This is a genomic window from Paraburkholderia monticola (assembly GCF_001580545.1).
Taxonomy (GTDB): Bacteria; Pseudomonadota; Gammaproteobacteria; order Burkholderiales; family Burkholderiaceae; genus Paraburkholderia; species Paraburkholderia monticola.
Genome location: NZ_LRBG01000010.1, coordinates 57885 through 84335 on the forward strand (window position 1 = coordinate 57885; position 26451 = coordinate 84335).

Genomic DNA, 26451 nt, shown 5'->3' on the forward strand with positions numbered 1-26451 from the left:
CTTCGCAAATGCTTTCGAACTCTTCTCGTGTCTTTCCGGATGTTGCGCGAGGCGCTCGCCGGCGCGAAGGCGAGGCTCAACCGAGCGTCAGGCCGCCATCGACGTGAATCACCTGGCCGGTGATGTGGCGCGCCTCGTCGGACAGCAGGAACGCGATCAACGCCGCGACGTCCGCCGGTTCGGCGACGTGACCGAGCGGGGTGGCTTCGGCGGCGCGAGTCCACACGGCGGCATTATCGGCGCTCGGACCGCGATCCTTGCGCGTGTAGCCCGGCGCCACGCAATTGACGGTCACGCCGAGCGGCGCGAGCTCCGCGGCCGCTGTTTTCGCGAGCGCTTCGAGTGCCGCTTTCGCGGCCGCCGTTGCGGCGAAGGGCGCATCCGCGCGATAGCGATGCGCGACGAACGAACTCAGTGCGACCACGCGGCCGCGTTGCGACGTTTCGAGCGCGGGCATCGCGCGCCGCACGAGTGCGGCGAAGGCGGCCGGCATCGCGGCGAAAGCGGCGCTAAACGTATCGGGATCGAGTGTGGCGAGCGTTTGACGCTGCGCGTGGCCGGCGTTCGCGACCAGTTGATCGAGCGCGCCGAAGCTGGCGAGCGTTTGATGGATCACATGCTCGGATGCGCCGCGCTCGGCAAGATCGCCGAAAACGGTGGCGCAGCGTGCGCCGCTGGCCGTGCAATCGGCGGCCACCTGCACGAGGCGCCGACGCGACGCGTCGTCGGCGCCGCGCGCATGCAGCATCAACGACGTATGCGGGGCGGCGAGGCGCCGTGCGAGCGCCGCGCCGATGCCGGAGCCGGCACCCGTGATCAGCACGACGCGGGGAGCGGCGCCGTGCGCTTCGCTGACGTGAGCGCCGCTCGCGTCGCTCATGCCGCTACCGGTTCGGCCGAGCGCTCGACGTCGAGCGTTTCGTCATGGAACGCCGCCAGCGATTCGCGATGCGCGACGCTGACGATCGCCGCCTTCGGCAGCCGCTCCGTGAACAGCCGATAGAGCCGCGCCTCGTTTTCCGCGTCGAGTGCGCTGGTCGCCTCGTCGAGGAACAGGTAGTCGGGCTTGTGCAGCAGCACGCGCGCAGCGGCGAAGCGCTGCTGCTCGCCCGGCGACAGCACGCGGGTCCAGTGCGCCGATTCCTTCAGACGGTCCGCGTACTCCGACAGGTGGCAGGTGATGAGCGCGTCGCGGCATTCGTCGTCGCTATAGGTGTCCGCCGCCGAGGGATACGCGAGCGCCGCCTTCAGCGTGCCGATCGGCATGTAGCTGACCTGGGGGATGAACATCATGCGCGCGTTGACCGGGGCGTCGATCGAACCGTCGCCGAACGGCCACAGGCCTGCGAGCGCACGCATCAGCGTGCTCTTGCCGGCGCCCGACGGACCGCGCACGAGCCAGCGCGATCCCGGTCGGATCGCGATATCGCGGATGCGCGACAGCGGATTGCCGTTCGGCAGCGCGAGCTTGAGGTTGTCGGTGGAAAGCTCGTTGGAATCGACGAAATGCAGATTGATGCCACCGTGCTCGGTCGCCGGCGACACCGATTCCTTCAGACGCGGCGAATGCACGACACGCTTGAATTCGCGCAACCGGTTCACGGTCGCGCGCCATTCGACGAGGCTCGTATAACTGTTGATGAACCACGAGAACGAATCGCTGACGGTGCCGAACGCGCTCGAAATCTGCATCAGCACGCCGAACGTGAACGCCCCCGCGAAGTAGCGCGGCGCGGCGACGACGATCGGGAAAATGATCGCGATCTGGCCGTAGAAGCTCAGCACGAAGGTCAGGCGCTTCGTGTACTTCATGACCTGCCACCAGTTGTCGCGGATGCGCCCGAACAGCGTGCGCGCGTTCGTCTTCTCGGTTTCCATGCCGTTGTAGAACGCGATCTGCTCGGCGTTCTCACGCAGCCGGATCAGGCCGAAACGGAAATCCGCCTCGACTTTCTGTGCCTGATAGTTGATCGACACGAGCGGATGGCCGACCTTCTGCGTGACGAGCGAGCCGACCACCGCGTACAGCGCGGCGGCCCACACCATGTAGCCGGGGATTTGCAGCGGCATGCCGCCGAGCGAAATGCTCAGCGCGCCCGCGAGCGACCACAGGATCGTGATGAACGACACGAGCGTGACGACGGTGGAGAGCAGATCGAGCGTCAGCGACAGCGTGGTGGTCGCGAACGACTGCAGGTCGTCGCTGATCCGCTGGTCGGGGTTGTCGGCGAGGCGGTCGCGCTCGATGCGGTAGAACGCGCTGTCGTCGAGCCACTCGTTCAGGTAGCGCGTGGTCAACCACTGGCGCCAGCGGAAGCCGAGCATCTGGCGCAGATAGCGTCCATACACGGCGAGAATGATGAACCCGAACGCGAGCCCGGTGAAAATCATCAGCAGGTGCGGGAAGTCGTGGACGTTCTTCGCCTGCAGCGCGTTATAGAAGTCCGCGCTCCAGCGATTCAGGCGCACGTTGATCCAGACGACGAGCAGGTTCATCACGATGATCGCGACGAGCAGCGTCCACGCAATGCCTCGTTCCTCGGAAACCCAGTAAGGCTTGATCAGGCTCCACGCGGAGACCTTGTCGTCGGGCGGCAGCGCGGGGCTGGCGGAAGTATGTGGTGTCATGAGCGTCCTGATGAAGTGCTGACCCAAAGCGCTGATCCGGCGCGCGGGTCCGATCTGGTTGACCCATGTCGGGCGATCCCGCGAACAGCCGCCCCTTTTGGGGCCGCCGCTGCGACGGGTCTGCAATGCCTCGCCGGGCATCGCGCCATCGCGTTCGATGAACGCGAGTCCGGACGGGCGCCCGATTCTGGCGTGACGCGCTTAAGCGAAAATTAATTTTCGCGGCCGGCGTCCGCTCGGGTGCCGCCGCCACGCATGCGGCGCGAAACGCCGCGTGCGCCGCGTTATTGCGGCACCGGTCACGGCATTGTGCCAGAGCGTCGGTCCACATCGCATCGGCATCGCGATAGGTAGTGCCAGATCAAGATCGGGGCAGCAACGGGGCCCCGTTCGTTTGCGGGCGTCGCGCCTTTTATGGTCTAATGACCTGCGACGAAACAGGGGTGCTTCGCCCACAGGCGGCATGATGTTCATGCCGAAGCGGCGAGGCTGAGAGAGACCCTTTGCACCCGATCCGGGTAATACCGGCGCGGGAAGTTTCCGGAAGCAACCGTCTTCCATTCCCCGCCGGGCGGCGAGCGCAGTTGGTATGCGCGCGCAATGCCTGGCCGGCTTCACCCGCCGGTTTCGTCCTGGGTACGTGCGTTTTTGGCCGTACGGAAAGGACTCGATGACCGCCTATTCTTCAGACATGTATTTATCTCATCGTCACGCCGCCTCGGGCGTGCCGCGCCGTTGTCGTTTTGCCCGCCGTGGTCAAACGAGGTGCGCGCGATGAACCGTCCCGCCCGACCCGATTTCGCCGTGCTCGGCGGCGGCCTGTGCGGCCGGCTGGTCGCGTGGCGGCTGGCTGGCGCCGGGCATCGCGTGGCGCTGTACGAGCGAGGCGATGCCGCCGGCTCGCAAGCCGCTGCGTGGGTCGCCGCGGCGATGCTCGCGCCGCTCGCCGAAGCCGCCAGCGCGGAGCTGCTGATCACTCGGCTGGGCGCGAGTTCGCTCGAAAGCTGGCCGAGCGTGCTCGCCGAACTGCCGGAGCCGGTTTTTTTCCAGCGCAACGGCACCCTCGTCGTCTGGCATCACGCTGATCGCACCGAGGCGCCGCTGTTCGAGCGCCGGGTGCGCGCGAACGCGCCGGCCGAGCTGCTCGACGGCGGCTTCGTCGCGCTTTCGGGCGCGCAACTGGGCGCGGCCGAGCCCGCGTTGGCCGGCCGCTTCAACCAGGGCTGGCTGCTGCCGCGCGAAGGCCAGCTCGACAACCGCCAGGTGCTCGCCGCGCTCGCGGCGGGGCTTGCCGAGCGCGGCGTCGACACGCACTGGAACACGCCGGTCGACGAAGCATCGCTGCCCGACGCCGCCATCACGATCGACTGCCGAGGCCTCGGCGCGAAGCCCGTGCTGCCGACCCTGCGCGGCATCCGCGGCGAGGTCGCGCGCGTGCATGCGCCTCATCTGCAACTGACGCGGCCGGTGCGGCTGCTGCATCCGCGTTACCCGCTGTATATCGCGCCGAAGCAGAACGGCCTCTATGTGATCGGTGCAACCGAGGTCGAAGGCGAGGACATGTCGCCCGTCAGCGTGCGCTCGGCGCTGGAGTTGTTGAGCGCGGCGTTTTCGGTGCATCCGGGTTTTGGCGAGGCGCGCATCCTCGAGCTGAATTCGCAGTGCCGTCCGACGCTACCCGATCATCGCCCCGCGCTGCTGTGGGACGGCGCTCGCACGCTGCGCGTGAACGGCCTGTACCGCCACGGCTATATGATCGCGCCCGAAGTCGCCGACGAAGCCGTGCGCTTTGCGAGTGCGCTGCTCGACGGCCGCGTCGGTGACGCCGACGCATTCGCCGACTGGCGGCGCGAGGCGCGCTGGAGCGAGTTGTTCCAGCAGGATTTCGCGCGGGAGCCGGCCTGAGCCGGGCGGCCTTCGTGCCGCGCGCTACCGCTTCCGCCATCGATTGAACCGTATTCGAACACCATGGACATTCATATCAATCAGAAGCCGTTGTCGTTGCCCGAGGGCGCGACTGTCGCCGATGCGCTCGCCGCTTTTGGCGCGCGTCCGCCGTTCGCGGTCGCACTCAACGGCGATTTCGTCGCGCGTGCGCAGCATGCGGCGCGCGCGTTGCAAACGGGCGACCGGCTTGACGTCGTGCAGCCGGTCGCGGGCGGCTGAGCGCGCTCGCGCCAGCCTGTCCCCCACAGAACGCAACACACCGTCGCCGATAACCCATTGCCGCAACGCCGCCGGTGCCAGGCCGCGGCGGCAAACCAGGATGATGCAAATGACTTCTCACGAGACCGCCGACGCGCTGACGCTATACGGTCAACCATTCGCGAGCCGCGTGCTGCTCGGCACGTCGCGCTACCCGTCGCTGCAGTCGCTGTCCGACTCGATCGATGCAGCGCGCCCCGGCATGGTGACCGTCGCGCTGCGCCGCCAGATGAACGAAGGCAACGCCGAAGCCGGCTTCTTCGATCTGCTCAAGCGCCACGGCGTGCCGCTGCTGCCGAACACGGCGGGTTGCCTGAGCGTCGGTGAAGCGGTGACGACCGCCCACATGGCGCGCGAAATCTTCGAGACGGACTGGATCAAGCTCGAACTGATCGGCGACGACTACACGCTCCAGCCCGACCCCGTCGGCCTGATCGAGGCCGCCGCGCGGCTCGTCAAGGACGGCTTCAAGGTGCTGCCGTACTGCACCGAAGATCTGGTGATCGGCCGCCGTCTGCTCGATGCCGGCTGCGAGGCGCTGATGCCGTGGGGTGCGCCGATCGGCACCGGCAAGGGTGTCATCAACCCGTACGGGCTGCGCGTGCTGCGCGAGCGGCTGCCGGACGTGCCGCTGATCGTCGACGCTGGACTCGGCGTGCCGTCGCATGCGGCGCAGGTAATGGAGTGGGGCTTCGACGGCGTGCTGCTGAACACGGCGGTGTCGCAGGCGACGCATCCCGACGCGATGGCGCGCGCGTTCGCGCTCGGCGTCGAGGCGGGCCGGCAGGCGTATCTCGCGGGGCCGATGGCCGAGCGCGAGAGTGCGCACGCAAGCACGCCGGTGGTCGGTATGCCGTTCTGGCATCAGGATGGAGGTGCCGCATGACACAGTCGTTGACGCTGAAGGACCGCGATCTGTTCTGGCCGACGGCCGACGAGCTCATCGAAGCCGCGGAGCGTATTCGCGCCCGCCTCGGCGACTGGCCGCCGACGCACGCACCGTGGCGGATCTGCCTGACCGCGCCCGATGAACCGAACGGCGGCGACCTGATCGTGATCGCCGACGCGCAGCCGCACGGCGAGCAGATGGCGCGCTGGCTGACGCGGGGCGCGGGCGTGATCGTCGCCGCGGAAAACCGCGCGACGCTCCATCTGGGCGGCGAGAAGTACGGCCTCGAAGGCCATCTGGCGGAAGACTGGATCCCCGCGCTGGCGGCGTTCCTCGACTGCGGCTTCGATCCGCACGACGCACTGGTGCTCGCGCTCGCGTGGCGCGATGGCGACGAAACCCGCGCCGACGACGCGTTCCCGGCCGACCTCGCTCGCTTTCCGCGCCTTACCGGTTTGCCGGCCGCGCCCGCGCTGGCGTTTCCGCGCTGCCCGGACAAGCTCGGCCTATACCCGGTGCTGCCGACCGCGGACTGGGTCGAACGGGTGGTCGGCTTCGGCGTGAAGACGGTGCAGTTGCGCCGCAAGTCGGCCGAACCCGCCGACGAGCTGAAGCGCGAAATCGCCCGTTGCGTGGCCGCCGGTCGCGCGCGCGACGCGCAGGTGTTCATCAACGATCACTGGCAGGCGGCGCTCGAGGCGGGCGCGTACGGCGTGCACCTCGGCCAGGAAGATGTGCATACCGCGGATCTGTCCGCGCTGGCCGACGCAGGTATCCGCCTTGGTCTGTCGACGCACGGTTTTTACGAGATGTTGAAGGCGCTGCATTTCCGTCCGAGTTACATTGCATTGGGCGCCGTATTTCCGACCACGACCAAAGTGATGCCGACCGCGCCGCAGGGCTTGCGGCGCCTCGCGCGTTACGTGCGGCTGCTCGACGGCGTGGTGCCGCTCGTCGCGATCGGCGGGATCGATCTGCAGGTGCTGCCGGAGGTGCTCGCGACGGGCGTCGGCTGCGCGGCGGTGGTGCGCGCGGTGACCGAGGCGGCCGATCCGGCCGCCGCCGTTTCTGCGCTGCAACACGCGTTTACGCAATAATCGTCAGGCATAGTCAGCGAACGGGGCACCTCACGGCAGCTTTTGCATGATGGCCCTATAATTCGGCCTTCCCTGTAAAAGGATTGTCAGTTTGGTGCCTTCCTCCCCCGAGCCCCTACTCGAGCTGCGCGACGTCGACTTCGGTTACGGCGACCGGCTCGTCCTGTCGAATCTGAATCTGCGCTTTCGTCGTGGTCAGGTCGTCGCGGTCATGGGCGGCTCGGGTTGCGGCAAGACCACGGTGCTGCGGCTGATCGGCGGCCTCGTGCGCGCACAGCGCGGGCAGGTGCTGTTCCACGGCCAGGACATCGGCGAGCAGACGCGCGAAGGCCTTTACGCGCTGCGTCGCAAGATGGGCATGCTGTTCCAGTTCGGCGCGCTGTTCACCGACATGTCGGTGTTCGAGAACGTCGCCTTCTCGCTGCGCGAGCACACCGATCTCCCTGAAGAACTGCTGCGCGACCTCGTGCTGATGAAGCTCAACGCGGTCGGTCTGCGCGGCGCGCGCGATCTGCTGCCGTCGGAGATTTCGGGCGGCATGGCGCGGCGCGTGGCACTGGCGCGTGCCATCGCGCTCGACCCCGAACTGATGATGTACGACGAGCCGTTCGCCGGCCTCGACCCGATCTCGCTCGGCATCACCGCGAATCTGATCCGTACGTTGAACCAGGCGCTCGGCGCGACCTCGATTCTGGTCACGCACGACGTGCCGGAATCGTTCGCGATCGCCGACTACGTCTACTTTCTGGCCAATGGCGGCGTGCTCGCCGAGGGCACGCCCGACGAGCTGCGCGCATCGACCGATCCGACCGTGCGGCAGTTCATCGACGGCGCGCCGGACGGCCCGTTCAAATTCCACTATCCGGCGAATGCACCGCTTGCGGCGGACTTCGGCATCGGCGGAGGCCAGTCATGATCAGTACGCTCGGTCGCTCGGTGATCACCGGGCTCGGCACCGCCGGCTACGCGACGCGCTTCTTCCTGCGCCTGCTGCTCGAATTTTTCCCGCTGCTGCGCCGCCCGCGTCTTGTCACGAAGCAGATCCACTTCGTGGGTAATTATTCGCTGGTGATCATCGCGGTGTCGGGGCTGTTCGTCGGCTTCGTGCTCGGACTGCAGGGCTATTACACGCTGAACCGCTACGGCTCCGAGCAGGCGCTCGGCCTGCTGGTTGCACTGTCGCTCGTGCGCGAGCTCGGTCCGGTCGTGACGGCGCTGCTGTTCGCCGGGCGCGCGGGCACGTCGCTCACCGCCGAAATCGGTCTGATGAAGGCGGGCGAGCAACTCACCGCGATGGAAATGATGGCCGTCGATCCGGTCAAGGTCGTGATCGCGCCGCGCCTGTGGGCCGGCATCGTGTCGATGCCGATCCTCGCCGCGATCTTCAGCGCGGTCGGCGTTCTCGGTGGTTACGTGGTGGGCGTGCTGCTGATCGGCGTCGATGCCGGCGCGTTCTGGTCGCAGATGCAAAGCGGCGTCGACGTGTGGCGCGATGTTGGCGCCGGGGTCGTCAAGAGCGTGGTGTTCGGCCTCGCGGTGACCTTCGTCGCGCTGTTTCAAGGCTACGAGGCGAAGCCGACGCCGGAAGGCGTGTCGCGCGCGACGACCCGCACGGTCGTGTACGCGTCGCTCGCGGTGCTCGGGCTCGATTTCCTGCTGACCGCTCTGATGTTCAGCTAAGACCGCGCAGCGCGCCGGCTGCCGGCGGCGCACGATGCGCCGCGCACGGCGGAAAGTGGCGGCGGCGCGGCGGATTCACTTTGGGATGACGATGAAAAAGAATGTTCTCGACTTCTGGGTCGGCCTGTTTGTGGTGCTGGGTTTCGTAGCTTTGCTGTTTTTGGCGCTGAAGGCTGGCAACATGAGCTCGTTGTCGTTCCAGGCAACCTATCCGGTCAAACTCAAGTTCGACAACATCGGCGGGCTGAAGCCGCGCGCGCCGGTGAAGAGCGCGGGCGTGACGGTCGGCCGGGTCGCGTCGATCGGCTTCGACAGCAATGCTTACCAGGCGCTCGTCACGATCGATATCGACAAGCAATACCAGTTTCCGCGGGACACGTCGGCGAAGATCCTGACCTCGGGTCTGCTCGGCGAGCAATACATCGGGCTCGAGCCCGGTGGCGACACGGAAATGCTGAAGGCGGGCGATACCATCTCGATGACGCAATCGGCGATCGTGCTGGAAAATCTGATCGGCCAGTTTCTGTATAGCAAGGCCGCGGATTCCGGCGCGGCGAAGCCTGCTGCATCGGCCCCTGCGCCGGCGCCGGGCGCGCCGGCCTCCGGCGCTGCCGGCCAGTAAGGCCAACAAGGAGAACAACGATGCAGACGACACTGCAGACCCCGCGCGGCGTCGCGCGCGTCCTACAGTTCGGCAAGGTCGCCGTGGCGGCTGCGCTGCTTGCCGGTTGCACGACCGTGCAGACCCCCACCAAGGGCGACCCGTTCGAAGGGTTGAACCGCACGATCTTCACTGTCAACGACAAGATCGACCAGTATGCGATCAAGCCTGTCGCGCAGGGCTACGTGTTTGTCACGCCGCAGCCGGTGCGGGACAGCGTGACGAACTTCTTCTCGAACATCGGCGACATCTATATCGCGGCGAACAATCTGCTGCAGTTGCGTATCGCGGACGGCGTGTCCGACATCATGCGGATCGTGATCAACACGGTGTTCGGCGTCGGCGGCCTGTTCGACGTCGCGACGCTCGCGAAGCTGCCCAAGCACGACAACGACCTCGGTCTGACGCTCGGCCACTACGGCGTGCCGTCGGGCCCTTACCTGGTGCTGCCACTGTTCGGGCCGAGCACGGTGCGCGACGCGTTCGGCTCGCTCGGCAACTACTACGTGAACCCGATCAGCTACATCAGTCCGTCGGGCCTGAGCTGGGGCCTGTGGGGCCTGAACATCATCAGTACGCGCGCAAACCTGCTCGGCGCGAGCAACCTGCTCGAAACCGCGGCGCTCGACAAATATTCGTTCGTGCGCAACGCCTATCTGCAGCGCCGTCAGTATCTGCTCTCGGATAATCGCCGGCGTCCGCAGGAACTGCCGAGCTACGACGAGGAGGCGCCGCTGCCGAAGTACGACGAGGGCGAGACCGGCGCCGCTCCGGGCGCGGCAGGTGCTGCGGCGGGCACGCAGGGTGCTCCGGCCACGACGGCTCCCGCCTCTGGCCCGGTCGCGGCCACGCCGCCGCAGAGCGCGTCGGCACCCGAGGCCGCCTCCGGCACCGGAACCCCGCCGCTCGACCTGAACGGCGGTCCCGAAACCCAGATTCCGGCCGGTCAGCTGGTGCCGCCCACGCGCTTTAACTTTCCGTCGTTCAGATTGCATTGAACATGCGGCCGTAACAGATCGATACGACTCTCGCAGTTTGCGCATGGATTGCCGTCGAACTCGCGTGATAAGGTCGGTCCAAATCGTTGCCCTATTTTTGAGGTAAAGCTCGATATGAAAAAATTCTTCCTGATTCCGTTGTTTGCCGCGTTGTTTTCATTCATCAGCGCAGGGGCATCGGCGCAGACTGTCGACGTCAACGCACCGGACGCGCTGATCAAGACCGTCACCCAGCAGGTCATGGACGCGATTCGCGGCGACAAGTCGATCCAGCAGGGCGACATCACGCACATCACGGCGCTCGTCAACGAAAAGATCCTGCCGTACACCGACTTCCGCCGCACCACGCAGCTCGCGATGGGCCGCAACTGGCGCACCGCCACGCCCGAGCAGCAGAACCAGGTGGTCGAGCAGTTCAAGATGCTGCTGATCCGCACGTATTCGGGCGCGCTCGCGCAGGTGCGCGACCAGCAGATCCAGTACAAGCCGTTCCGCATGAACCCGGACGATACCGACACGGTGGTGCGCTCGGTCGTGATGAACAATGGCCAGCCGATCGAACTCGACTACCGCCTGTACAAGACGGCGCAAGGCTGGCGTGTGTATGACATCAACGTGCTCGGCGCGTGGCTGATCCAGGCGTATCAGCAGCAGTTCAACGAGCAGATCCAGCAGAAGGGCGTCGACGGACTGATCCAGTTCCTCACGCAGCGCAATCAGCAACTCGCCGCGGGCAAGCAGTCGTGAGCGACGTGCTGAACGCGGTCGCGAACCGCTTCGACAGCGGCGCGACGATGACCCACGAGAGCGCGAAGGCTGCGCTCGCGGCGGGTCTGCAACGCATCGAGGCGGGCGCGCGCGGCGTCGATTGCGCGCCGCTCACGCAATTCGATTCGTCGGCGCTCGCCGTGCTGCTCGCATGGGTGCGGGCCGCGGCGGCGCGCGGCGCCAGCTTTGAAATCGTCAATCTGCCGGCTGGTCTCGCCAGCCTCGCGCAGGCCTATGGCGTCGATACGCTTCTCAACCCTGTCGCCGCCAATATGGTTGCGTCAGCGCGACATTGACGCTCCTCTAGCGTCGTCTCCCTCCTTCCGGTCAAGCCGGGGGTGTCAGTTTTTGCCCTATAATCAAACGTTTTTTTGGGGCATTGAACTGGCCCCCTAATCGGACCCGGTTCCGTTTCTTCCAGCATTTGCTTGTCCCCAAGCTCCATCGGGGCTACTTCAGGCGCCGCGACGCACGCGGCCCATAGTCATGTCAGCCATAGAAATTCGTAACGTCAAGAAGCGCTACAAGGACTTGCAGGCGCTCAAGGGCGTCAGCCTCACGGTCGAAGAAGGCGAGTTCTTCGGGCTGCTCGGTCCGAACGGCGCGGGCAAGACGACGCTCATCAGCATACTCGCGGGTCTCGCACGCGCCGACGAAGGCAGCATCGCGGTGCGCGGTCATGACGTCGTCGGCGATTTCCGCAACGCGCGCCGTGCGCTCGGCGTGGTGCCGCAGGAGCTCGTGTTCGATCCGTTCTTCACGGTGCGCGAAACCTTGCGCATCCAGTCGGGCTACTACGGGCTGCGCAACAACGACGCGTGGATCGACGAGATCATGGCCAATCTCGATCTCACCGAGAAAGCCGACGCCAATATGCGCGCGCTGTCGGGCGGCATGAAGCGCCGCGTGCTGGTCGCGCAGGCGCTGGTGCACCGTCCGCCGGTGATCGTGCTCGACGAGCCGACCGCGGGCGTCGACGTCGAGCTGCGCCAGACGCTGTGGAAGTTCATCTCGCGCCTGAATCGCGAAGGCCACACGATCGTGCTGACCACGCATTACCTCGAAGAAGCCGAATCGCTGTGCGACCGGATCGCGATGCTGCGCCGTGGCGAGGTGGTCGCGCTCGATCGCACCAGCACGTTGCTGCAGCGTTTCGCCGGCATGCAGTTGTTCGTGCGCTTCGCGCAAGGCGTGCTACCCGCCGAGCTGCGTCCGCTCGAGGCGGAAAGCGGGGCGGCCAACGCTAACGGCCGCCAGCATCTGCTGCGTCTGACGAGCTATGACGACGTCGAGCGCATCCTCGCGCAATGTCGCGCGGCAGGTTGCACATTCGAAGAAATCGAGGTCCGCAAGGCCGATCTCGAAGACGTATTCGTTCAGGTGATGAACGGTCCGGAAGTGATCGAGGGGCTGGCATGAGCGGCTACAGTGGATTTAGCACGCTGTTCTACAAAGAACTGCTGCGGTTCTGGAAAGTGTCGTTCCAGACCGTGCTCGCGCCGGTCATCACCGCGCTGCTTTACCTGACCATCTTTGGCCACGCGCTGCGCGGCCACGTGCAGGTCTATCCGGGCGTCGAGTACACGAGCTTCCTGATTCCGGGTCTCGTGATGATGAGCGTGCTGCAGAACGCGTTCGCCAATAGCTCGTCTTCGCTGATCCAGTCGAAGATCACCGGCAATCTGGTGTTCGTGCTGCTGCCGCCGCTGTCGCACTACGAGATGTTCGCGGCCTATGTGCTCGCGGCCGTCGCGCGCGGCTTGTGCGTCGGCTTCGGCGTGTTCATCGTGACGATCTGGTTTGTGCCGCTCTCCTTTACCGCGCCGCTCTACATCATCGTGTTCGCGATGTTCGGTGCGGCGATTCTCGGCACGTTGGGTCTGATCGCCGGCATCTGGGCCGAAAAGTTCGACCAGCTCGCCGCGTTCCAGAACTTTCTGATCATGCCGCTCACGTTCCTGTCCGGCGTGTTCTACTCGACGCATACGCTGCCGCCGGGGTGGCGCGAAGCGTCGCGGCTCAATCCGTTTTTCTACATGATCGACGGCTTTCGCTATGGCTTTTTCGGCGTGTCGGATATCGACCCGCTCGTGAGCCTTGCGATCGTCGCCGGTTTCTTCGTGGTGCTGGCTGTCGTCGCGATGCGCATGCTCGCCACCGGCTACAAGCTGCGCCACTGACGAGGAGCTTCTCTCATGTTGCCGACTCCCGAACAGGTCAAGCAATACATAGCGGCTGGGCTCGCATGCGAGCATCTCGAAGTCGAAGGCGACGGTCAGCATTTCTTTGCGACGATCGTTTCGCCGAGCTTCGAAGGCAAGCGCCTGATCCAGCGCCATCAACTCGTGTATGCGGCGCTCGGCGACCGCATGCGCGAAGAAATCCACGCGCTCAGCATGAAGACGCTGACGCCCGCCGAATGGCAGAACGCGTAATCTGGAAATTTAGTGCGAATTACTCAGGAAGGGCGCGACGCCGCGAGCGGCGCGCCGAACACAGACAAAGCAGGTCCGGGCGCGAACCGGGCCGATCAGGAACCGACAGGCATGGATAAACTCATCATTGAAGGTGGCTACCCGCTCTCCGGTGAAGTTGTCGTCTCGGGTGCGAAGAACGCGGCATTGCCGATCCTGTGCGCGGGTCTTTTGACCGCCGATCCGGTGCATCTGGAGAACGTGCCCGATCTGCAGGACGTGCGCACGATGCTCAAGCTGCTCGGGCAGATGGGCGTGCGCATCGAAGCGGGCGAAGGGCGCGTCGCGCTGAACGCATCGCAGGTCGACAACCTCGTCGCGCCGTACGAGATGGTGAAGACGATGCGCGCGTCGATTCTCGTGCTCGGTCCGCTCCTCGCGCGCTTCGGTCATGCGCGCGTGTCGCTGCCGGGCGGCTGCGCGATCGGCGCGCGTCCGGTCGATCAGCACATCAAGGGTCTGCAGGCGATGGGCGCCGAGATCACGATCGAGCACGGCTTCATCGAAGCGCGCGCGAAGCGTCTGAAGGGCGCACGCATCGTCACCGACATGATCACCGTGACCGGTACCGAGAACCTGCTGATGGCGGCGGTGCTTGCCGAAGGCGAAACGGTCATCGAGAACGCAGCGCGCGAACCCGAAGTGGTCGACCTCGCGCATCTGCTCGTCGCGATGGGCGCGAAGATCGACGGCATCGGCACCGACCGCCTCGTGATCCACGGCGTCGACAAGCTGCACGGCGCGAAGCACGCGGTGATTCCGGACCGCATCGAAGCAGGCACGTTCCTGTGCGCGGTCGCGGCGGCCGGCGGCGATGTCACGCTGCGCAAGATGCGTCCGCTGCTGCTCGAAGCGGTGACGGAAAAGCTGCGCGAGGCGGGCGTGACGGTCGACGAAGGCGACGACTGGATGCGCGTGCGCATGGACAAACGCCCGTCGGCGGTGACGTTCCGCACCTCCGAATACCCGGCTTTCCCGACCGACATGCAGGCGCAGTTCATGGCGCTCAACACGATCGCGGACGGTACGTCGCAGGTCGTCGAGACGATCTTCGAGAACCGCTTCATGCACGTGCAGGAACTGAACCGCCTCGGCGCGAGCATCACGATCGACGGCAACACCGCGCTCGTGAACGGCGTCGAGAAACTCTCGGGCGCGAAGGTGATGGCCACCGATCTGCGCGCCTCCGCGAGCCTCGTGATCGCCGCGCTGCGCGCCGAGGGCGAGACGCTGATCGACCGCATCTATCACCTCGACCGCGGTTACGACCGTATGGAAGCGAAGCTCAATGCGATCGGCGCAAAGGTGCGCCGGGTTTCCGGGAGCGAGGCATGAGTTCGATGCCGCAGACTTCGTCGTCGCCGGCGGTGAGCGCGCCGCTCACGCTTGCGTTGTCGAAAGGGCGTATCTTCGAGGAAACGCTGCCGCTGCTCGCGGCGGCCGGCATCGAAGTCGCGGAAGACCCGGAAACGTCGCGCAAGCTGATCCTGCCGACCACCGACGCGAATCTGCGCGTGATCATCGTGCGCGCGACCGACGTGCCGACCTATGTCGAGTACGGCGCGGCCGACTTCGGCGTGGCCGGCAAGGACGTGCTGCTCGAACACGGCGGCAGCGGCCTGTATCAGCCGGTCGATCTGGACATCGCGCGTTGCCGGATGTCGGTCGCGGTCGCGGCGGGTTTCGATTATGCGAACGCGGTGCGCCAGGGCGCGCGTCTGCGAGTCGCGACCAAGTATGTTGAAACCGCGCGTGAGCATTTCGCCGCCAAGGGCGTTCACGTCGATCTGATCAAACTGTACGGCTCGATGGAACTCGCGCCGCTGGTCGGCCTGGCCGACGCGATCGTCGACCTGGTCAGCTCGGGCAATACGCTGCGTGCGAACAATCTCGTCGAGGTGGAGGAGGTCATGCAGATTTCTTCGCGTCTCGTGGTGAACCAGGCAGCGCTGAAGCTCAAACGCGCCGCGTTGCGGCCGATTCTCGACGCGTTTGCCAATGCGTCGTTGAAAACCGGCGCCCCGGCGGCCTGACTGACGATGGCACTCTGATCACGCTGCGACTGAGCGCCTTACCGAAACGGATACCTGTATGTCTACCAAGATTCGCAAACTCGATTCCACCGCGCGCGACTTCCACAAGTCGCTGCATGCGGTGCTCGCGTTCGAGGCGAGCGAAGACGAAGCCATCGAGCGCTCGGTTGCGCAGATTCTGAACGACGTGAAGGCGCGCGGCGACGAGGCGGTGCTCGAGTACACGAACCGCTTCGATCGCATCGCTGCGAAAAGCGTGGCTGAGCTCGAGCTGCCGATGTCGGAGCTCGAAGCGGCGCTCGAAAGTCTCGAGCCGAAGCGGCGTGCGTCGCTCGAAGCGGCGGCGGCGCGTGTGCGTGGCTATCACGAGAAGCAGAAGATCGAGTGCGGTAGCCATAGCTGGCAGTACACCGAAGCGGACGGCACGGTGCTTGGCCAGAAGGTCACGCCGCTCGATCGCGCGGGGATCTACGTGCCGGGTGGCAAGGCCGCGTATCCGTCGTCGGTGCTGATGAACTCGATTCCGGCGCGGGTCGCAGGCGTACGCGAAATCGTGATGGTCGTGCCGACGCCGGACGGTGTGAAGAATCCGCTCGTGCTGGCGGCGGCGCTGCTGGGCGGTGTCGATCGGGTGTTTACGATCGGCGGCGCGCAGGCGGTGGCCGCGCTCGCGTACGGCACGAAGACGGTGCCCGCGGTCGACAAGATCTGCGGCCCCGGCAATGCGTATGTCGCGTCGGCGAAGCGTCGCGTGTTCGGTACGGTCGGCATCGACATGATCGCCGGGCCGTCGGAAATCCTCGTGTTGTGCGACGGTACGACCGATCCGCGCTGGGTCGCGATGGACCTGTTCTCGCAGGCCGAGCACGACGAGCTCGCGCAGTCGATCCTGCTGTGTCCGGACGATGCGTTCATCGCGCGTGTGCAGGAAGCGATCGACGAACTGCTGCCCACGCTGCCGCGCCGCGACGTGATTCGCACGTCGCTCGAAAATCGCGGCGCGCTGATCAAGGTGCGCGACATGGCCGAGGCCTGCGCGATCGCCAACGACATCGCGCCCGAGCACCTCGAAATCTCGGCGCTCGAGCCGCATCAATGGGCGCAGCAGATCCGCCATGCGGGCGCGATCTTCCTGGGCCGCTACACCAGCGAGAGCCTTGGCGACTACTGCGCGGGCCCGAACCATGTGCTGCCGACCTCGCGCACTGCGCGGTTCTCGTCGCCGCTCGGCGTCTATGATTTCTTCAAGCGTTCGAGCCTGATCGAGGTCAGCGCGGAAGGTGCACAGACGCTTGGCGAAATCGCCGCCGAACTCGCTTACGGCGAAGGATTGCAAGCGCACGCGCGCAGCGCCGAATACCGGATGCGGCAGAACAGCAACGAACGCGGCTGAGGCGGATCACCGATCGCGGCGAGGGTGGCTTCCAGGTCTGCCTGCTTCCACCCGCTCGCCCGACGGCGCGCGCCAACTGCCCGTTCAATAACTACCACAGAGACCAACCCGAGCGCACCTGCGCCGACGACGCCGGCCCGGCGTTCTTCGCACGGCCCGGCCCCCGAAGCTATGACGACACCTCAAGACATCATCCGCAGCGACGTGCTCGCAATGACGAGCTATCCGGTTCCGGACGCCACGGGCTTCATCAAGCTCGACGCGATGGAAAACCCGTTTTCGCTGCCGCCGGAACTCGCCGCGCATCTCGGCGAACGTCTGGCCGGCGTCGCGCTGAACCGCTATCCGGCGCCGCGTCCCGAGCAGTTGATCGAGCGCATCCGTCAGGTGATGGGCGTGCCTGCCGGTTGCGACGTGCTGCTCGGCAACGGCTCGGACGAAATCATCAGCATCATGTCGGTCGCGTGCGCGAAGCCGGGCGCGAAGGTGCTCGCACCGGTGCCGGGGTTCGTCATGTATCAGATGTCGGCGCAGCTCGCGAATCTCGAATTCGTCGGCGTGCCGCTAAAGCCGGACTTCGCGCTCGACACTGACGCGATGCTCGCGGCGATCGCCGAACATCAACCGGCGATCATCTATCTCGCGTATCCGAACAACCCCACCGGCACGCTGTTCGACGACGCCGACATCGAGCGCGTCATCGCCGCGGCGGGCAAGAGCCTCGTCGTGATCGACGAGGCGTATCAGCCGTTCGCGCAAAAGAGCTGGCTGCCGCGCGCCGACCAGTTCGACAACGTCGTCGTGATGCGCACGGTGTCGAAGCTGGGCCTCGCCGGCATCCGCCTCGGTTACCTGGTTGGCAAGCCCGCGTGGCTGACCGAGTTCGACAAGGTGCGCCCGCCGTACAACACCAACGTGCTGACGCAAGCCACCGCCGATTTCCTGCTCGATCACATCGGCGTGCTCGACGCCCAGGCCGCGCAATTGCGCGACGAGCGCGCGAAGCTCGCGCAGGCCGTGGCCGCGTTGCCGGGTGCCGAAGTGTTTCCGAGCGCGGGCAACTTCCTGCTGGTGCGCGTGCCCGATGCGTCGGTGCTGTTCGAAACCCTGCTCACGGCGCGGGTTCTGATCAAAAACGTGAGTAAAATGCATCCATTGCTGGCTAATTGCGTGCGTTTGACCGTCGGTTCACCGAACGAGAACGCCCAGTTGCTCGCCGGCCTGAAGCTCGTGTTGCGGTAGTCCGCAGCACCAGGCGGCCGCCTCGAGCGGCTGCGCCGCGCAGCACGCCATTGTTTCCACCCCACATTACTAGCGCTTTTAAGCCAGATTCGAGGAATTGCCATGCGCCTTGCGGAAGTCGTTCGCAACACCAGCGAAACGCAGATCCGTGTGAAGATCAACCTGGACGGCACCGGTCAGCAGAAGCTGGCCACCGGTGTGCCGTTCCTGGACCACATGCTCGACCAGATCGCCCGCCACGGGTTGTTCGACCTCGAGATCGAAGCGCATGGCGACCTGCATATCGACGACCACCACACGGTCGAAGACACCGGCATCACGCTCGGCCAGGCCGTCGCGAAGGCGATCGGCGACCGCAAGGGTATTCGCCGCTACGGTCATTCGTACGTGCCGCTCGACGAAGCGCTGTCGCGCGTCGTGATCGATTTTTCCGGCCGTCCGGGTCTCGAATTCCACGTGCCGTTCACGCGCGCGCGCATCGGCACGTTCGACGTCGACCTGTCGATCGAATTCTTCCGCGGCTTCGTGAACCATGCCGGCGTGACGCTGCACATCGACAACCTGCGTGGCATCAACGCTCACCATCAGCTCGAAACGGTGTTCAAGGCGTTCGGGCGCGCGCTGCGCATGGCCGTCGAGCTCGACGAGCGCGCGGCCGGACAGATTCCGTCGACCAAAGGCAGCCTTTGACGCAACGGCCGTAGCAGGCTTTAACACGGGTATCACCGCCTCCAACGTCTTCAGGCCACTCACCTTCAAGCGACGCATCGGGCAGGACCGCACTTGCCGGCACGTCGTTCGACGCCGCGCCGCGGCGTCGATGGATTGAAGGCAGAGCGGCCAAACTTGAAATGAAAACTTCGATAGCGATTGTGGATTACGGTATGGGCAACCTGCGCTCGGTTGCCCAGGCATTGCGCAAAGCCGCGCCGGAAGCGGACGTGGCGATCGTCGATCGTCCCGAAGCGATCCGTGCGGCCGACCGCGTCGTGCTGCCCGGCCAGGGCGCGATGCCCGACTGCATGCGCAGTCTCGGCGCGTCCGGTTTGCAGGAAGCGGTCGTCGAGGCGTCGCGCAGCAAGCCGCTAATGGGCGTGTGCGTCGGCGAGCAGATGTTGTTCGACTGGAGCGCCGAGGGCGATACGCCGGGCCTGGGTCTGCTGCCCGGCAAAGTGGTGCGCTTCGAGCTCGAAGGCCAGGTGCAGGACGACGGCTCGCGCTTCAAGGTCCCGCAGATGGGCTGGAACCGTGTGCGTCAGGCGCAGCCGCATCCGCTGTGGGACGGTGTCGCCGACAACGCATTCTTCTACTTCGTGCACAGCTACTACGTGGTGCCGGACAACCCGGCGCATACGTCGGGCGAGACGGTCTACGGCATGCCCTTTACCTCGGCAGTCGCGCGGGATAACATCTTCGCCACCCAATTCCACCCTGAAAAGAGCGCCGAGGCGGGTTTGCGCGTGTATCGCAACTTCGTGCACTGGAACCCGTGAACGCCTTTCTTTATCCCGTTGCCGCGCGCGCGTCGCGCGGCGCCGCGGTCCCGCATCCGAGCGGCGCCCCACTGGAGCGCCGGAAGAGTTGTACTAAACTAGCGAGACGGTGTTGCGGCGGGCTGACTCGCCAGCCGCTGCCGTCGACCTTCAATCCACTCCCAGATAACACCCGATTGCTATGCTGCTGATTCCCGCCATCGACCTGAAAGATGGTCAGTGTGTACGCCTCAAACAAGGCGATATGGACCAGGCGACGATTTTCTCCGAGGAACCGGCGGCAATGGCCCGACATTGGGTCGACCGCGGCGCGCGTCGTCTGCATCTGGTCGATCTGAACGGTGCGTTCGCCGGCAAGCCGAAGAACGGCGATGCGATCCGGGCGATCATCGATGAAGTGGGCGGCCAGATTCCGGTCCAGCTGGGCGGTGGCATCCGCGATCTGAACACGATCGAGCGCTATCTCGACGACGGTTTGTCGTACGTGATCATCGGCACGGCCGCGGTGAAGAACCCTGGCTTTCTGCAAGACGCGTGCACCGCGTTCGGCGGCCACATCATCGTGGGTCTCGACGCGAAAGACGGCAAGGTCGCGACCGACGGCTGGAGCAAGCTGACCGGTCACGAAGTGGCCGACCTCGCGCGCAAGTTCGAGGACTACGGCTGCGAGTCGATCATCTACACCGACATCGGCCGCGACGGGATGCTGCAAGGCATCAACATCGAAGCGACGGTGCGCCTCGCGCGCGCGGTCAAGATTCCGGTGATCGCGAGCGGCGGCCTGTCGAACCTCGCGGACATCGAATCGCTGTGCGAAGTCGAAGGCGAAGGCATCGAAGGTGTGATCTGCGGCCGCGCGATCTATTCGGGCGACCTCGACTTCGCGGCCGCGCAAACGCTCGCGGACCGGCTGCGCGAAGCGGACGACGCCTAAGCACGGCGCCGGTTTGCGGCGCTCGCTCGCTCGAGCGACGGCCTGGCCGCCGCGCGCGTCGCCCGAGCACGCATCCGGAATCGCCAGCTTCCGGCCGGCACCCCACTCGCGGCGCGACGCAACCGTTCGCGCCGGCAGCGTGCCGCTTGCCCGCAAGCGAGCGGCCTCATCAGCGGTATTGGCAGAATTGCACGATCATGGCTCTAGCTAAACGCATCATCCCCTGTCTCGACGTCACCGCGGGCCGTGTGGTCAAGGGCGTCAACTTCGTCGAACTGCGCGACGCGGGCGACCCGGTCGAAATCGCGCGCCGTTACGACGACCAGGGCGCCGACGAACTCACGTTCCTCGACATCACCGCGACCTCGGATCAGCGCGACCTGATCCTGCCGATCATCGAAGCAGTCGCCTCGCAGGTGTTCATTCCGCTGACGGTCGGCGGCGGCGTGCGCGCGGTCGAAGACGTGCGGCGCCTGCTGAACGCGGGCGCCGACAAGATCAGCATGAACTCGTCGGCGGTCGCGAATCCGCAACTGGTGAAGGACGCCACCGACAAGTACGGCTCGCAGTGCATCGTCGTCGCGATCGACGCGAAGCGCGTGTCGGCGGACGGTGAAACGCCGCGCTGGGAAGTGTTCACGCACGGCGGTCGCAAGGCGACCGGCCTGGATGCGGTCGAATGGGCGCGCAAGATGGCCGAGCTCGGCGCGGGCGAAATCCTGCTGACCAGCATGGATCGCGACGGTACCAAGAGCGGCTTCGACCTCGCGCTGACGCGCGCGGTGTCGGACGCGGTGCCGGTGTCGGTGATCGCCTCGGGCGGCGTCGGCAATCTGCAGCATCTCGCCGACGGTATCAAGAGCGGTCACGCGGATGCGGTGCTCGCCGCGAGCATCTTCCACTATGGCGAACACACGGTTGGCGAGGCCAAGCGCTTCATGGCCGACCAGGGCATCTCGGTGAGGTTGTGACGTGACGAATCCCTCGGCAGTGAACTGGCTCGACAAGGTCAAATGGGACGCGAACGGCCTCGTGCCGGTGATCGCGCAGGAAGCGTCGACGAACGACGTGCTGATGTTCGCGTGGATGAACCGCGAGGCGCTCGCGAAGACCGTCGAAACCGGCCGCGCGGTGTATTTCTCGCGCTCGCGCCAGCGCTTGTGGTTCAAGGGCGAGGAGTCGGGCCACGTGCAGCATGTGCATGAAGTGCGGCTCGATTGCGACGAAGACGTCGTGCTGCTGAAAGTCGAGCAGGTATCGGGCATTGCGTGCCACACGGGCCGCCACTCGTGCTTTTTCCAGAAATTCGAAGGCTCGGTGAACGACGGCGACTGGCAGGCTGTCGAGCCCGTGCTGAAAGACCCCGAACACATCTACAAATGACGCAATCCACGCAAAACCCGTCGTCCGCCGAAGCTTCCACGCTCGACACGCTGCTGCGTCTCGCCGCGGTGATCGATAGCCGCAAGGGCGGAGACCCGGACATCTCGTATGTATCGCGCCTGTTCCACAAGGGCGACGACGCGGTGCTGAAGAAGATCGGCGAAGAGGCCACCGAAGTCGTGCTGGCCGCGAAGGACGCGCGCCACGGCGGCGCGCCGAAGGCGCTGGTCGGCGAGGTCGCGGACCTGTGGTTCCACTGCCTCGTGATGCTGTCGCATTTCGATCTGAGCCCCGCCGACGTGGTCGCCGAACTCGAGCGGCGAGAAGGCCTGTCGGGCATCGAGGAAAAGGCACTGCGCAAGAGCCGCGAGCGCGAAGAGAACGGCGACTGAGCATTCGAGGCGGAAATCGGGCGTTTCCGCTTGAAGTCGCGCGTACCGCCACCTATATAGCGGTAAGCGCACCATCGGGAGGACGCAAGCATGGAACAGCCGCAAGGAAGCTATCCGCCGCCGGTCTACCGCCACGCGATGGAGCCTGAGCGCGAGCGCGGCCTGCGCACGCTCACGCACGTGCTGTACGCACTGTATGCGGTCCACTGGCTGACCGGTGGGCTCACCATTCTGGTCGCCATCATCATCAATTACATCAAACGGTCGGACGTGGCCGGCACGCCGTACGAAGCGCACTTCGAATGGCAGATCCGCACGTTCTGGCTGGGCCTCATCGGTTACGCGATCGGTGCGCTGCTGCTGCTCGTCGTGATCGGCATTCCGGTGCTGTGGGCCGTCAGCATATGGATGTTGTACCGTATTATCAAAGGCTGGTTGTACCTGTACGATAACAAGCCGTTCGCGAATCCGGCCGGCTGGGTCTGAACGCTAGCCGGTCCGTATGGGCGGGCCGGCATTCGGGTCGAACCTGGTCGCGTGCGGCTTCGCTCGCTCAAGTCATATCGCGTCAGGAATACGATGAGTCACGATCCAAACTGTCTTTTCTGCAAGATCGCCGCTGGCGAAATCCCGTCGACCAAGGTCCGCGAAGACGACGAGTTCGTCGCCTTTCGCGACATCCGTCCGGCGGCCGAAACGCATGTGCTGGTAATTCCTCGCAAGCACATCGCGACGCTGTCGAACTGCACCGAAAGCGACGCGCCTCTGCTTGGTAGAATGCTTGTCTTGACCGCGCGTCTGGCCGGGCAATTGGGGGTCGCGTACACCGGCGGCGAGACGGGCTTTCGCACGGTAATCAATACCGGTCCGGGCGGAGGTCAGGAGGTGTATCACCTGCACGCGCACATTCTTGCGGGACCGCGCCCCTGGCAACGGATGGGCTGAGCGCGGATTCGCGTGTGATGCGCGATGCGTGGCAAATGCACGTCGCCGCGTGATTTTGGTCGAGGACAATAGCGCCGCCGTTGTTTTTTACCGCTGTGTAATAACGTCGACGCGATCGTCCCGACACAATGACAACGGTAGAGACGACCGGCGCGTCGAGAGCGAGGCCGGGCGACCTGCGGTAACGTAGAGATACATGGAGACGAAGCGCACGCGCTTCAGGTTATGCAAATTTGCCGCATCGAGATGCGGCGTCGGGGTTAAGGAGAGTAGTCATGGGTTCGTTGAGTATTTGGCATTGGTTGATCGTTCTGTTGATCGTCGCGCTCGTGTTCGGCACGAAGAAGCTGCGCAACATCGGCGGTGACCTGGGCGGCGCCGTGAAGGGCTTCAAGGAAGGCATGAAGGAAGCCGAAACGCCGTCGGCCGACGCGCAACAGCAGCAGCGCGAGCTGCCGCGCAACGGCGCGGTGGACGTCGAAGCGAAAGAAAAGGCGCCGCGTTCGGGCGACTACCGCTAAGCCGCGGCGTTCGCGCCGTTCCCGCGTTTCTGACGGACACTCCACTTCATGCTGGACCTCGGTCTAACCAAGATGGCGCTGATCGGCGTCGTCGCGCTGGTCGTCCTCGGGCCTGAGCGCCTGCCACGCGTCGCTCGCACGGCGGGCGCGCTGTTCGGCCGCGCGCAGCGGTACATCAACGACGTGAAGGCCGAGGTCACGCGCGAAATCGAGCTCGACGAATTGCGGCGCATGAAGACCGAGTTCGAGAAGGCCGCGACCAATGTCGAAACGGCGGTTCAGGACAATCTGCGCAAGCATGAGAACGAGCTGAACGAAGCGTGGAGTAGCGGGACGTCGGTGTCCCCGAGCATCGCCGGCGGCGCGCTCGAAGACGCCAGCAGCGGCAGCACCGGTGGCACATCGTGGCCGGTCACGACGCCGGCCGCCGCGCCCAAACGCAAGAACTGGCGCGTCCAGCAGAGCGCCACACCTACCTGGTACAAGCGCGCGAGTCTACGCCGCACACGCGTGCAGTCGGGTGCCGCGCGCGTCGCGCGGCACACGCCTGCCAACCTGCGTCGTCCGACGCGGTTTCTCTGATGTTCAGATCGACAATCCCTAACCGAGGGCCGGTGTGAGCGACCCCCAGCAATCCCAGAACGAAGGCGCTGAAGAGACCTTCATTTCCCACCTCGTCGAACTGCGTGACCGCATCATCCGTGCGGGGCTTGCCGTCATCGTCGTGTTTATCGGGCTCGTGTACTGGGCACCGGACATCTTCAAACTGCTCGCGCGGCCGCTGATGATGAATCTGCCGAAGGACGGCAAGATGATCGTCACCGACGTCACCGGCTCGTTCTTCGTGCCGATGAAGGTGACCATGCTGGTGGCCTTCGTGATCGCGCTGCCGGTCGTGCTTTACCAGATCTGGGCGTTCGTCGCGCCGGGGCTCTATCAGCACGAGAAGAAGCTGGTCGGGCCGCTCGTCGCGAGCAGCTATACGCTGTTCCTGTGCGGCATGGCGTTCGCGTACTTCGTCGTGTTTCCGACCATCTTCCGCGTAATGGCGCACTACAACGCGCCGCTCGGCGCGGAGATGACAACCGATATCGACAATTACCTGAGCTTCGTGCTCACCATGTTCATTGCGTTCGGCGTCACGTTCGAAGTGCCGATCGTCGTCGTGCTGCTGGTGCGCATGAACGTGCTGACGCTGAAAAAGCTGAAGGAAATCCGGCCGTATGTGATCGTCGGTGCGTTCGTGGTGTCGGCTGTGGTGACACCGCCCGACGTGTTTTCGCAGCTGATCCTCGCGATTCCGCTGATCGTGCTGTATGAAGCGGGCATCATCGCGGCGCGGCTGATCGTCGGCAAGCAGCCGGTGGTCGTGGAGGATGCGAGCCCGCCGTCGAGTTGAGGTGTCGCTAGTCGGGGCCGGGCGTTGAATAAGAAAGGGCAGTCCATCGCGGACTGCCCTTTTTCATTGTGCGAAGCCTTGGTCGCCCTCAGCCGCCCTCGTCGTCCGGCTGATCGCCGCCGTTTTCGTCTTCCGCCGCCTGCTTCGGCGGCGGTGGGCGTTTGCCGATCATCACGTCGAGATCGATTTGATGGCCCTTGCGCACCAGATGCACCTTCGCCGACGTGCCCGGCTTGATCTGCGCGATCACGTTCAGCAGTCGCGTGGTGTCGGTGATCTCCTGGCCGTTCACCCTCGTCAGGATGTCGCCGGGCTTGATACCCGCGCGGTCGGCCGGGCCGCTCTTCAATACGCCCGCGACGATCGCGCCCGACTTCTGGTCGAGCCCGAACGACTCGGCGATTTCCGGCGTCACGTCCTGCGGCTCGACGCCGATCCAGCCGCGCGTGACCGTGCCGGTCGTGATGATGCTTTCCAGCACGCTGCGCGCGGTCGACACGGGAATCGCGAAGCCGATGCCGAGCGAGCCGCCCGAGCGCGAGTAGATCGCGGTGTTGATGCCGAGCAGATTGCCGTTGACGTCGACGAGCGCACCGCCCGAGTTACCTGGGTTGATCGGCGCGTCGGTCTGGATGAAGTTTTCGAACGTGTTGATGCCGAGGTGGTTGCGGCCCAGCGCGCTGACGATACCCATCGTCACGGTCTGGCCGACGCCGAACGGGTTGCCGATCGCGAGCACGACGTCGCCGACGCGGGTCTGCTCCATCCGGCCGAGCGTGATGGTAGGCAGATTGGTCATGTTGACCTTGAGCACGGCCAGATCGGTTTCGGGGTCGATGCCGATGACCTTGGCGCTGGCGGTGCGGCCGTCGGCGAGCGCAACTTCGATCTGATCGGCACCGTCGACGACGTGCTGGTTCGTTAGAATGTAACCTTCCGAACTCACTATCACGCCTGAGCCGAGATTCGATGCAGGCTGCTCCTGCTGCTTGCGATTGTTTCTGTCGCCGAAGAAGTAGCGGAACAGCGGATCTTTGGCGCGCGGGTCGGGAGGCAGTGAGCCATCCTTGCTGGAGAACACGTTGACGACCGCGGGCATGGCCTTTTGCGCCGCTTCGGCATAGGACGCTTCGGCATGGCCATTGCTGATGCCCGGCGCCACTTCCCGCAGCGCGACGATCGGTTCGACGAGTTGTCTGCCGAATTGTCCTTGACGCTGCAGCCACTGCGGTTTGAGGGTCGCAATGATGAACATCAGCGCCAACAGCACAGTTACCGCTTGGGCAAATAACAGCCAAAAGCGTCTAAGCATCTGA

At 65.2% G+C, this 26451-nt stretch carries 31 protein-coding genes and 1 riboswitch; of the genes, 28 read left to right on the forward strand and 3 right to left on the reverse strand.

Annotated elements, in window-relative coordinates; translation table 11 throughout:
* Positions 1-76 precede the first annotated feature (76 nt).
* Both CI15_RS13175 and CI15_RS13180 read right to left on the reverse strand, forming a co-directional pair.
* Positions 77-880, reverse strand: a complete 804-nt coding sequence (locus CI15_RS13175) for an SDR family NAD(P)-dependent oxidoreductase (protein ID WP_062128407.1) — start codon at positions 878-880, stop codon at positions 77-79.
* On the reverse strand, positions 877-2628 hold the full coding sequence (locus CI15_RS13180) for an ABC transporter ATP-binding protein/permease (RefSeq protein ID WP_062128409.1): 1752 nt from the start codon (positions 2626-2628) through the stop codon (positions 877-879). The genes CI15_RS13175 and CI15_RS13180 overlap by 4 nt, the downstream gene beginning before the upstream one ends.
* Before the next feature lie 429 nt (positions 2629-3057).
* A riboswitch (TPP riboswitch) is annotated at positions 3058-3181 on the forward strand.
* Between the two features lie 221 nt (positions 3182-3402).
* On the opposite strand from CI15_RS13180, the gene CI15_RS13185 reads away from it, so the two are divergent.
* The 28 genes from CI15_RS13185 to tatC all read left to right on the forward strand — a co-directional run bounded on the left by CI15_RS13185 (position 3403) and on the right by tatC (position 25135).
* A complete protein-coding gene (locus CI15_RS13185; protein ID WP_062128412.1) occupies positions 3403-4533 on the forward strand; it encodes an FAD-dependent oxidoreductase in 1131 nt (376 codons plus the stop codon).
* 63 nt (positions 4534-4596) lie between these two features.
* Positions 4597-4794 carry a sulfur carrier protein ThiS gene (thiS, locus tag CI15_RS13190; RefSeq protein WP_026225709.1) on the forward strand — a complete coding sequence of 66 codons (198 nt, stop codon included), beginning with the start codon at positions 4597-4599 and terminating at the stop codon, positions 4792-4794.
* Between the two features lie 109 nt (positions 4795-4903).
* The gene (locus CI15_RS13195) at positions 4904-5719 is read left to right on the forward strand and encodes a thiazole synthase (protein ID WP_062128414.1); all 816 of its coding nucleotides are present in this window, start codon (positions 4904-4906) and stop codon (positions 5717-5719) included.
* On the forward strand, positions 5716-6819 hold the full coding sequence (gene thiE, locus CI15_RS35315; RefSeq protein ID WP_075643697.1) for a thiamine phosphate synthase: 1104 nt from the start codon (positions 5716-5718) through the stop codon (positions 6817-6819). The genes CI15_RS13195 and thiE overlap by 4 nt, the downstream gene beginning before the upstream one ends.
* 94 nt (positions 6820-6913) lie before the next feature.
* Positions 6914-7735 (forward strand): ABC transporter ATP-binding protein, encoded by an 822-nt coding sequence (locus CI15_RS13205; RefSeq protein ID WP_062128580.1) that lies wholly within the window; start codon positions 6914-6916, stop codon positions 7733-7735.
* A complete protein-coding gene (gene mlaE / locus CI15_RS13210) occupies positions 7732-8499 on the forward strand; it encodes a lipid asymmetry maintenance ABC transporter permease subunit MlaE (RefSeq protein WP_062128416.1) in 768 nt (255 codons plus the stop codon). The genes CI15_RS13205 and mlaE overlap by 4 nt, the downstream gene beginning before the upstream one ends.
* Before the next feature lie 91 nt (positions 8500-8590).
* Positions 8591-9121 (forward strand): outer membrane lipid asymmetry maintenance protein MlaD, encoded by a 531-nt coding sequence (gene mlaD, locus CI15_RS13215; protein ID WP_062128582.1) that lies wholly within the window; start codon positions 8591-8593, stop codon positions 9119-9121.
* 20 nt (positions 9122-9141) lie between these two features.
* Positions 9142-10158: an MlaA family lipoprotein gene (locus CI15_RS13220; RefSeq protein ID WP_062128418.1), complete on the forward strand. Its 1017-nt coding sequence runs from the start codon at positions 9142-9144 to the stop codon at positions 10156-10158.
* A gap of 114 nt (positions 10159-10272) precedes the next feature.
* Positions 10273-10905 carry an MlaC/ttg2D family ABC transporter substrate-binding protein gene (locus CI15_RS13225; RefSeq protein ID WP_062128423.1) on the forward strand — a complete coding sequence of 211 codons (633 nt, stop codon included), beginning with the start codon at positions 10273-10275 and terminating at the stop codon, positions 10903-10905.
* Positions 10902-11222 carry an STAS domain-containing protein gene (locus tag CI15_RS13230; RefSeq protein ID WP_062128425.1) on the forward strand — a complete coding sequence of 107 codons (321 nt, stop codon included), beginning with the start codon at positions 10902-10904 and terminating at the stop codon, positions 11220-11222. Before CI15_RS13225 ends, CI15_RS13230 begins: the two co-directional genes overlap by 4 nt.
* Positions 11223-11412: 190 nt before the next feature.
* Entirely contained in the window at positions 11413-12345 is a 933-nt protein-coding gene (locus tag CI15_RS13235) for an ABC transporter ATP-binding protein (protein ID WP_062128427.1), read from the forward strand.
* Entirely contained in the window at positions 12342-13106 is a 765-nt protein-coding gene (locus CI15_RS13240) for an ABC transporter permease (RefSeq protein ID WP_062128428.1), read from the forward strand. Before CI15_RS13235 ends, CI15_RS13240 begins: the two co-directional genes overlap by 4 nt.
* Positions 13107-13121: 15 nt before the next feature.
* The gene (locus CI15_RS13245; RefSeq protein ID WP_062128429.1) at positions 13122-13361 is read left to right on the forward strand and encodes a BolA family protein; all 240 of its coding nucleotides are present in this window, start codon (positions 13122-13124) and stop codon (positions 13359-13361) included.
* A 111-nt stretch (positions 13362-13472) separates the two neighbouring features.
* Complete coding sequence (gene murA / locus CI15_RS13250) at positions 13473-14735, forward strand: UDP-N-acetylglucosamine 1-carboxyvinyltransferase (RefSeq protein WP_062128430.1); 1263 nt, start codon at positions 13473-13475, stop codon at positions 14733-14735.
* Positions 14732-15433: an ATP phosphoribosyltransferase gene (gene hisG, locus CI15_RS13255; protein ID WP_062128431.1), complete on the forward strand. Its 702-nt coding sequence runs from the start codon at positions 14732-14734 to the stop codon at positions 15431-15433. The genes murA and hisG overlap by 4 nt, the downstream gene beginning before the upstream one ends.
* A gap of 58 nt (positions 15434-15491) precedes the next feature.
* Entirely contained in the window at positions 15492-16826 is a 1335-nt protein-coding gene (gene hisD / locus CI15_RS13260) for a histidinol dehydrogenase (protein WP_062128432.1), read from the forward strand.
* 171 nt (positions 16827-16997) lie between these two features.
* Positions 16998-18068: a histidinol-phosphate transaminase gene (hisC, locus tag CI15_RS13265; protein WP_062128434.1), complete on the forward strand. Its 1071-nt coding sequence runs from the start codon at positions 16998-17000 to the stop codon at positions 18066-18068.
* A gap of 102 nt (positions 18069-18170) precedes the next feature.
* The gene (gene hisB, locus CI15_RS13270; protein WP_013090696.1) at positions 18171-18758 is read left to right on the forward strand and encodes an imidazoleglycerol-phosphate dehydratase HisB; all 588 of its coding nucleotides are present in this window, start codon (positions 18171-18173) and stop codon (positions 18756-18758) included.
* Between the two features lie 161 nt (positions 18759-18919).
* A complete protein-coding gene (gene hisH / locus CI15_RS13275; RefSeq protein WP_062128436.1) occupies positions 18920-19561 on the forward strand; it encodes an imidazole glycerol phosphate synthase subunit HisH in 642 nt (213 codons plus the stop codon).
* A 181-nt stretch (positions 19562-19742) separates the two neighbouring features.
* Entirely contained in the window at positions 19743-20495 is a 753-nt protein-coding gene (gene hisA, locus CI15_RS13280; RefSeq protein ID WP_062128438.1) for a 1-(5-phosphoribosyl)-5-[(5-phosphoribosylamino)methylideneamino]imidazole-4-carboxamide isomerase, read from the forward strand.
* A 197-nt stretch (positions 20496-20692) separates the two neighbouring features.
* Positions 20693-21466 carry an imidazole glycerol phosphate synthase subunit HisF gene (gene hisF, locus CI15_RS13285; RefSeq protein ID WP_062128440.1) on the forward strand — a complete coding sequence of 258 codons (774 nt, stop codon included), beginning with the start codon at positions 20693-20695 and terminating at the stop codon, positions 21464-21466.
* A 1-nt stretch (position 21467) separates the two neighbouring features.
* A complete protein-coding gene (hisI, locus tag CI15_RS13290) occupies positions 21468-21878 on the forward strand; it encodes a phosphoribosyl-AMP cyclohydrolase (protein WP_062128442.1) in 411 nt (136 codons plus the stop codon).
* On the forward strand, positions 21875-22270 hold the full coding sequence (locus tag CI15_RS13295) for a phosphoribosyl-ATP diphosphatase (protein ID WP_062128443.1): 396 nt from the start codon (positions 21875-21877) through the stop codon (positions 22268-22270). The genes hisI and CI15_RS13295 overlap by 4 nt, the downstream gene beginning before the upstream one ends.
* Before the next feature lie 90 nt (positions 22271-22360).
* Entirely contained in the window at positions 22361-22756 is a 396-nt protein-coding gene (locus CI15_RS13300) for a DUF4870 family protein (RefSeq protein WP_062128445.1), read from the forward strand.
* A 93-nt stretch (positions 22757-22849) separates the two neighbouring features.
* Positions 22850-23215: a histidine triad nucleotide-binding protein gene (locus CI15_RS13305; protein WP_062128448.1), complete on the forward strand. Its 366-nt coding sequence runs from the start codon at positions 22850-22852 to the stop codon at positions 23213-23215.
* A 275-nt stretch (positions 23216-23490) separates the two neighbouring features.
* Positions 23491-23736 (forward strand): Sec-independent protein translocase subunit TatA, encoded by a 246-nt coding sequence (gene tatA, locus CI15_RS13310; protein WP_062128450.1) that lies wholly within the window; start codon positions 23491-23493, stop codon positions 23734-23736.
* 48 nt (positions 23737-23784) lie between these two features.
* Positions 23785-24318, forward strand: a complete 534-nt coding sequence (tatB, locus tag CI15_RS13315; protein ID WP_062128452.1) for a Sec-independent protein translocase protein TatB — start codon at positions 23785-23787, stop codon at positions 24316-24318.
* Between the two features lie 34 nt (positions 24319-24352).
* Positions 24353-25135: a twin-arginine translocase subunit TatC gene (gene tatC / locus CI15_RS13320; protein WP_062128454.1), complete on the forward strand. Its 783-nt coding sequence runs from the start codon at positions 24353-24355 to the stop codon at positions 25133-25135.
* A gap of 88 nt (positions 25136-25223) precedes the next feature.
* On the opposite strand, the gene CI15_RS13325 is transcribed toward tatC, so the two are convergent.
* A complete protein-coding gene (locus CI15_RS13325; protein WP_062128456.1) occupies positions 25224-26447 on the reverse strand; it encodes a Do family serine endopeptidase in 1224 nt (407 codons plus the stop codon).
* Between the last annotated feature and the right edge of the window lie 4 nt (positions 26448-26451).

Coding starts and splice junctions, on each gene's coding strand:
- CI15_RS13300 (WP_062128445.1), top strand. CDS start 22,361: ATGGAACAGCCGCAAGGAAGCTATCCGCCGCCGGTCTACCGCCACGCG.
- CI15_RS13325 (WP_062128456.1), bottom strand. CDS start 26,447: ATGCTTAGACGCTTTTGGCTGTTATTTGCCCAAGCGGTAACTGTGCTG.
- hisH (WP_062128436.1), top strand. CDS start 18,920: ATGAAAACTTCGATAGCGATTGTGGATTACGGTATGGGCAACCTGCGC.
- hisD (WP_062128432.1), top strand. CDS start 15,492: ATGTCTACCAAGATTCGCAAACTCGATTCCACCGCGCGCGACTTCCAC.
- hisC (WP_062128434.1), top strand. CDS start 16,998: ATGACGACACCTCAAGACATCATCCGCAGCGACGTGCTCGCAATGACG.
- hisG (WP_062128431.1), top strand. CDS start 14,732: ATGAGTTCGATGCCGCAGACTTCGTCGTCGCCGGCGGTGAGCGCGCCG.
- CI15_RS13220 (WP_062128418.1), top strand. CDS start 9,142: ATGCAGACGACACTGCAGACCCCGCGCGGCGTCGCGCGCGTCCTACAG.
- CI15_RS13185 (WP_062128412.1), top strand. CDS start 3,403: ATGAACCGTCCCGCCCGACCCGATTTCGCCGTGCTCGGCGGCGGCCTG.
- murA (WP_062128430.1), top strand. CDS start 13,473: ATGGATAAACTCATCATTGAAGGTGGCTACCCGCTCTCCGGTGAAGTT.
- thiE (WP_075643697.1), top strand. CDS start 5,716: ATGACACAGTCGTTGACGCTGAAGGACCGCGATCTGTTCTGGCCGACG.
- tatB (WP_062128452.1), top strand. CDS start 23,785: ATGCTGGACCTCGGTCTAACCAAGATGGCGCTGATCGGCGTCGTCGCG.
- CI15_RS13195 (WP_062128414.1), top strand. CDS start 4,904: ATGACTTCTCACGAGACCGCCGACGCGCTGACGCTATACGGTCAACCA.
- CI15_RS13245 (WP_062128429.1), top strand. CDS start 13,122: ATGTTGCCGACTCCCGAACAGGTCAAGCAATACATAGCGGCTGGGCTC.
- CI15_RS13175 (WP_062128407.1), bottom strand. CDS start 880: ATGAGCGACGCGAGCGGCGCTCACGTCAGCGAAGCGCACGGCGCCGCT.
- CI15_RS13295 (WP_062128443.1), top strand. CDS start 21,875: ATGACGCAATCCACGCAAAACCCGTCGTCCGCCGAAGCTTCCACGCTC.
- hisA (WP_062128438.1), top strand. CDS start 19,743: ATGCTGCTGATTCCCGCCATCGACCTGAAAGATGGTCAGTGTGTACGC.
- tatA (WP_062128450.1), top strand. CDS start 23,491: ATGGGTTCGTTGAGTATTTGGCATTGGTTGATCGTTCTGTTGATCGTC.
- CI15_RS13240 (WP_062128428.1), top strand. CDS start 12,342: ATGAGCGGCTACAGTGGATTTAGCACGCTGTTCTACAAAGAACTGCTG.
- hisB (WP_013090696.1), top strand. CDS start 18,171: ATGCGCCTTGCGGAAGTCGTTCGCAACACCAGCGAAACGCAGATCCGT.
- CI15_RS13235 (WP_062128427.1), top strand. CDS start 11,413: ATGTCAGCCATAGAAATTCGTAACGTCAAGAAGCGCTACAAGGACTTG.
- CI15_RS13225 (WP_062128423.1), top strand. CDS start 10,273: ATGAAAAAATTCTTCCTGATTCCGTTGTTTGCCGCGTTGTTTTCATTC.
- thiS (WP_026225709.1), top strand. CDS start 4,597: ATGGACATTCATATCAATCAGAAGCCGTTGTCGTTGCCCGAGGGCGCG.
- CI15_RS13305 (WP_062128448.1), top strand. CDS start 22,850: ATGAGTCACGATCCAAACTGTCTTTTCTGCAAGATCGCCGCTGGCGAA.
- hisF (WP_062128440.1), top strand. CDS start 20,693: ATGGCTCTAGCTAAACGCATCATCCCCTGTCTCGACGTCACCGCGGGC.
- mlaE (WP_062128416.1), top strand. CDS start 7,732: ATGATCAGTACGCTCGGTCGCTCGGTGATCACCGGGCTCGGCACCGCC.
- mlaD (WP_062128582.1), top strand. CDS start 8,591: ATGAAAAAGAATGTTCTCGACTTCTGGGTCGGCCTGTTTGTGGTGCTG.
- CI15_RS13180 (WP_062128409.1), bottom strand. CDS start 2,628: ATGACACCACATACTTCCGCCAGCCCCGCGCTGCCGCCCGACGACAAG.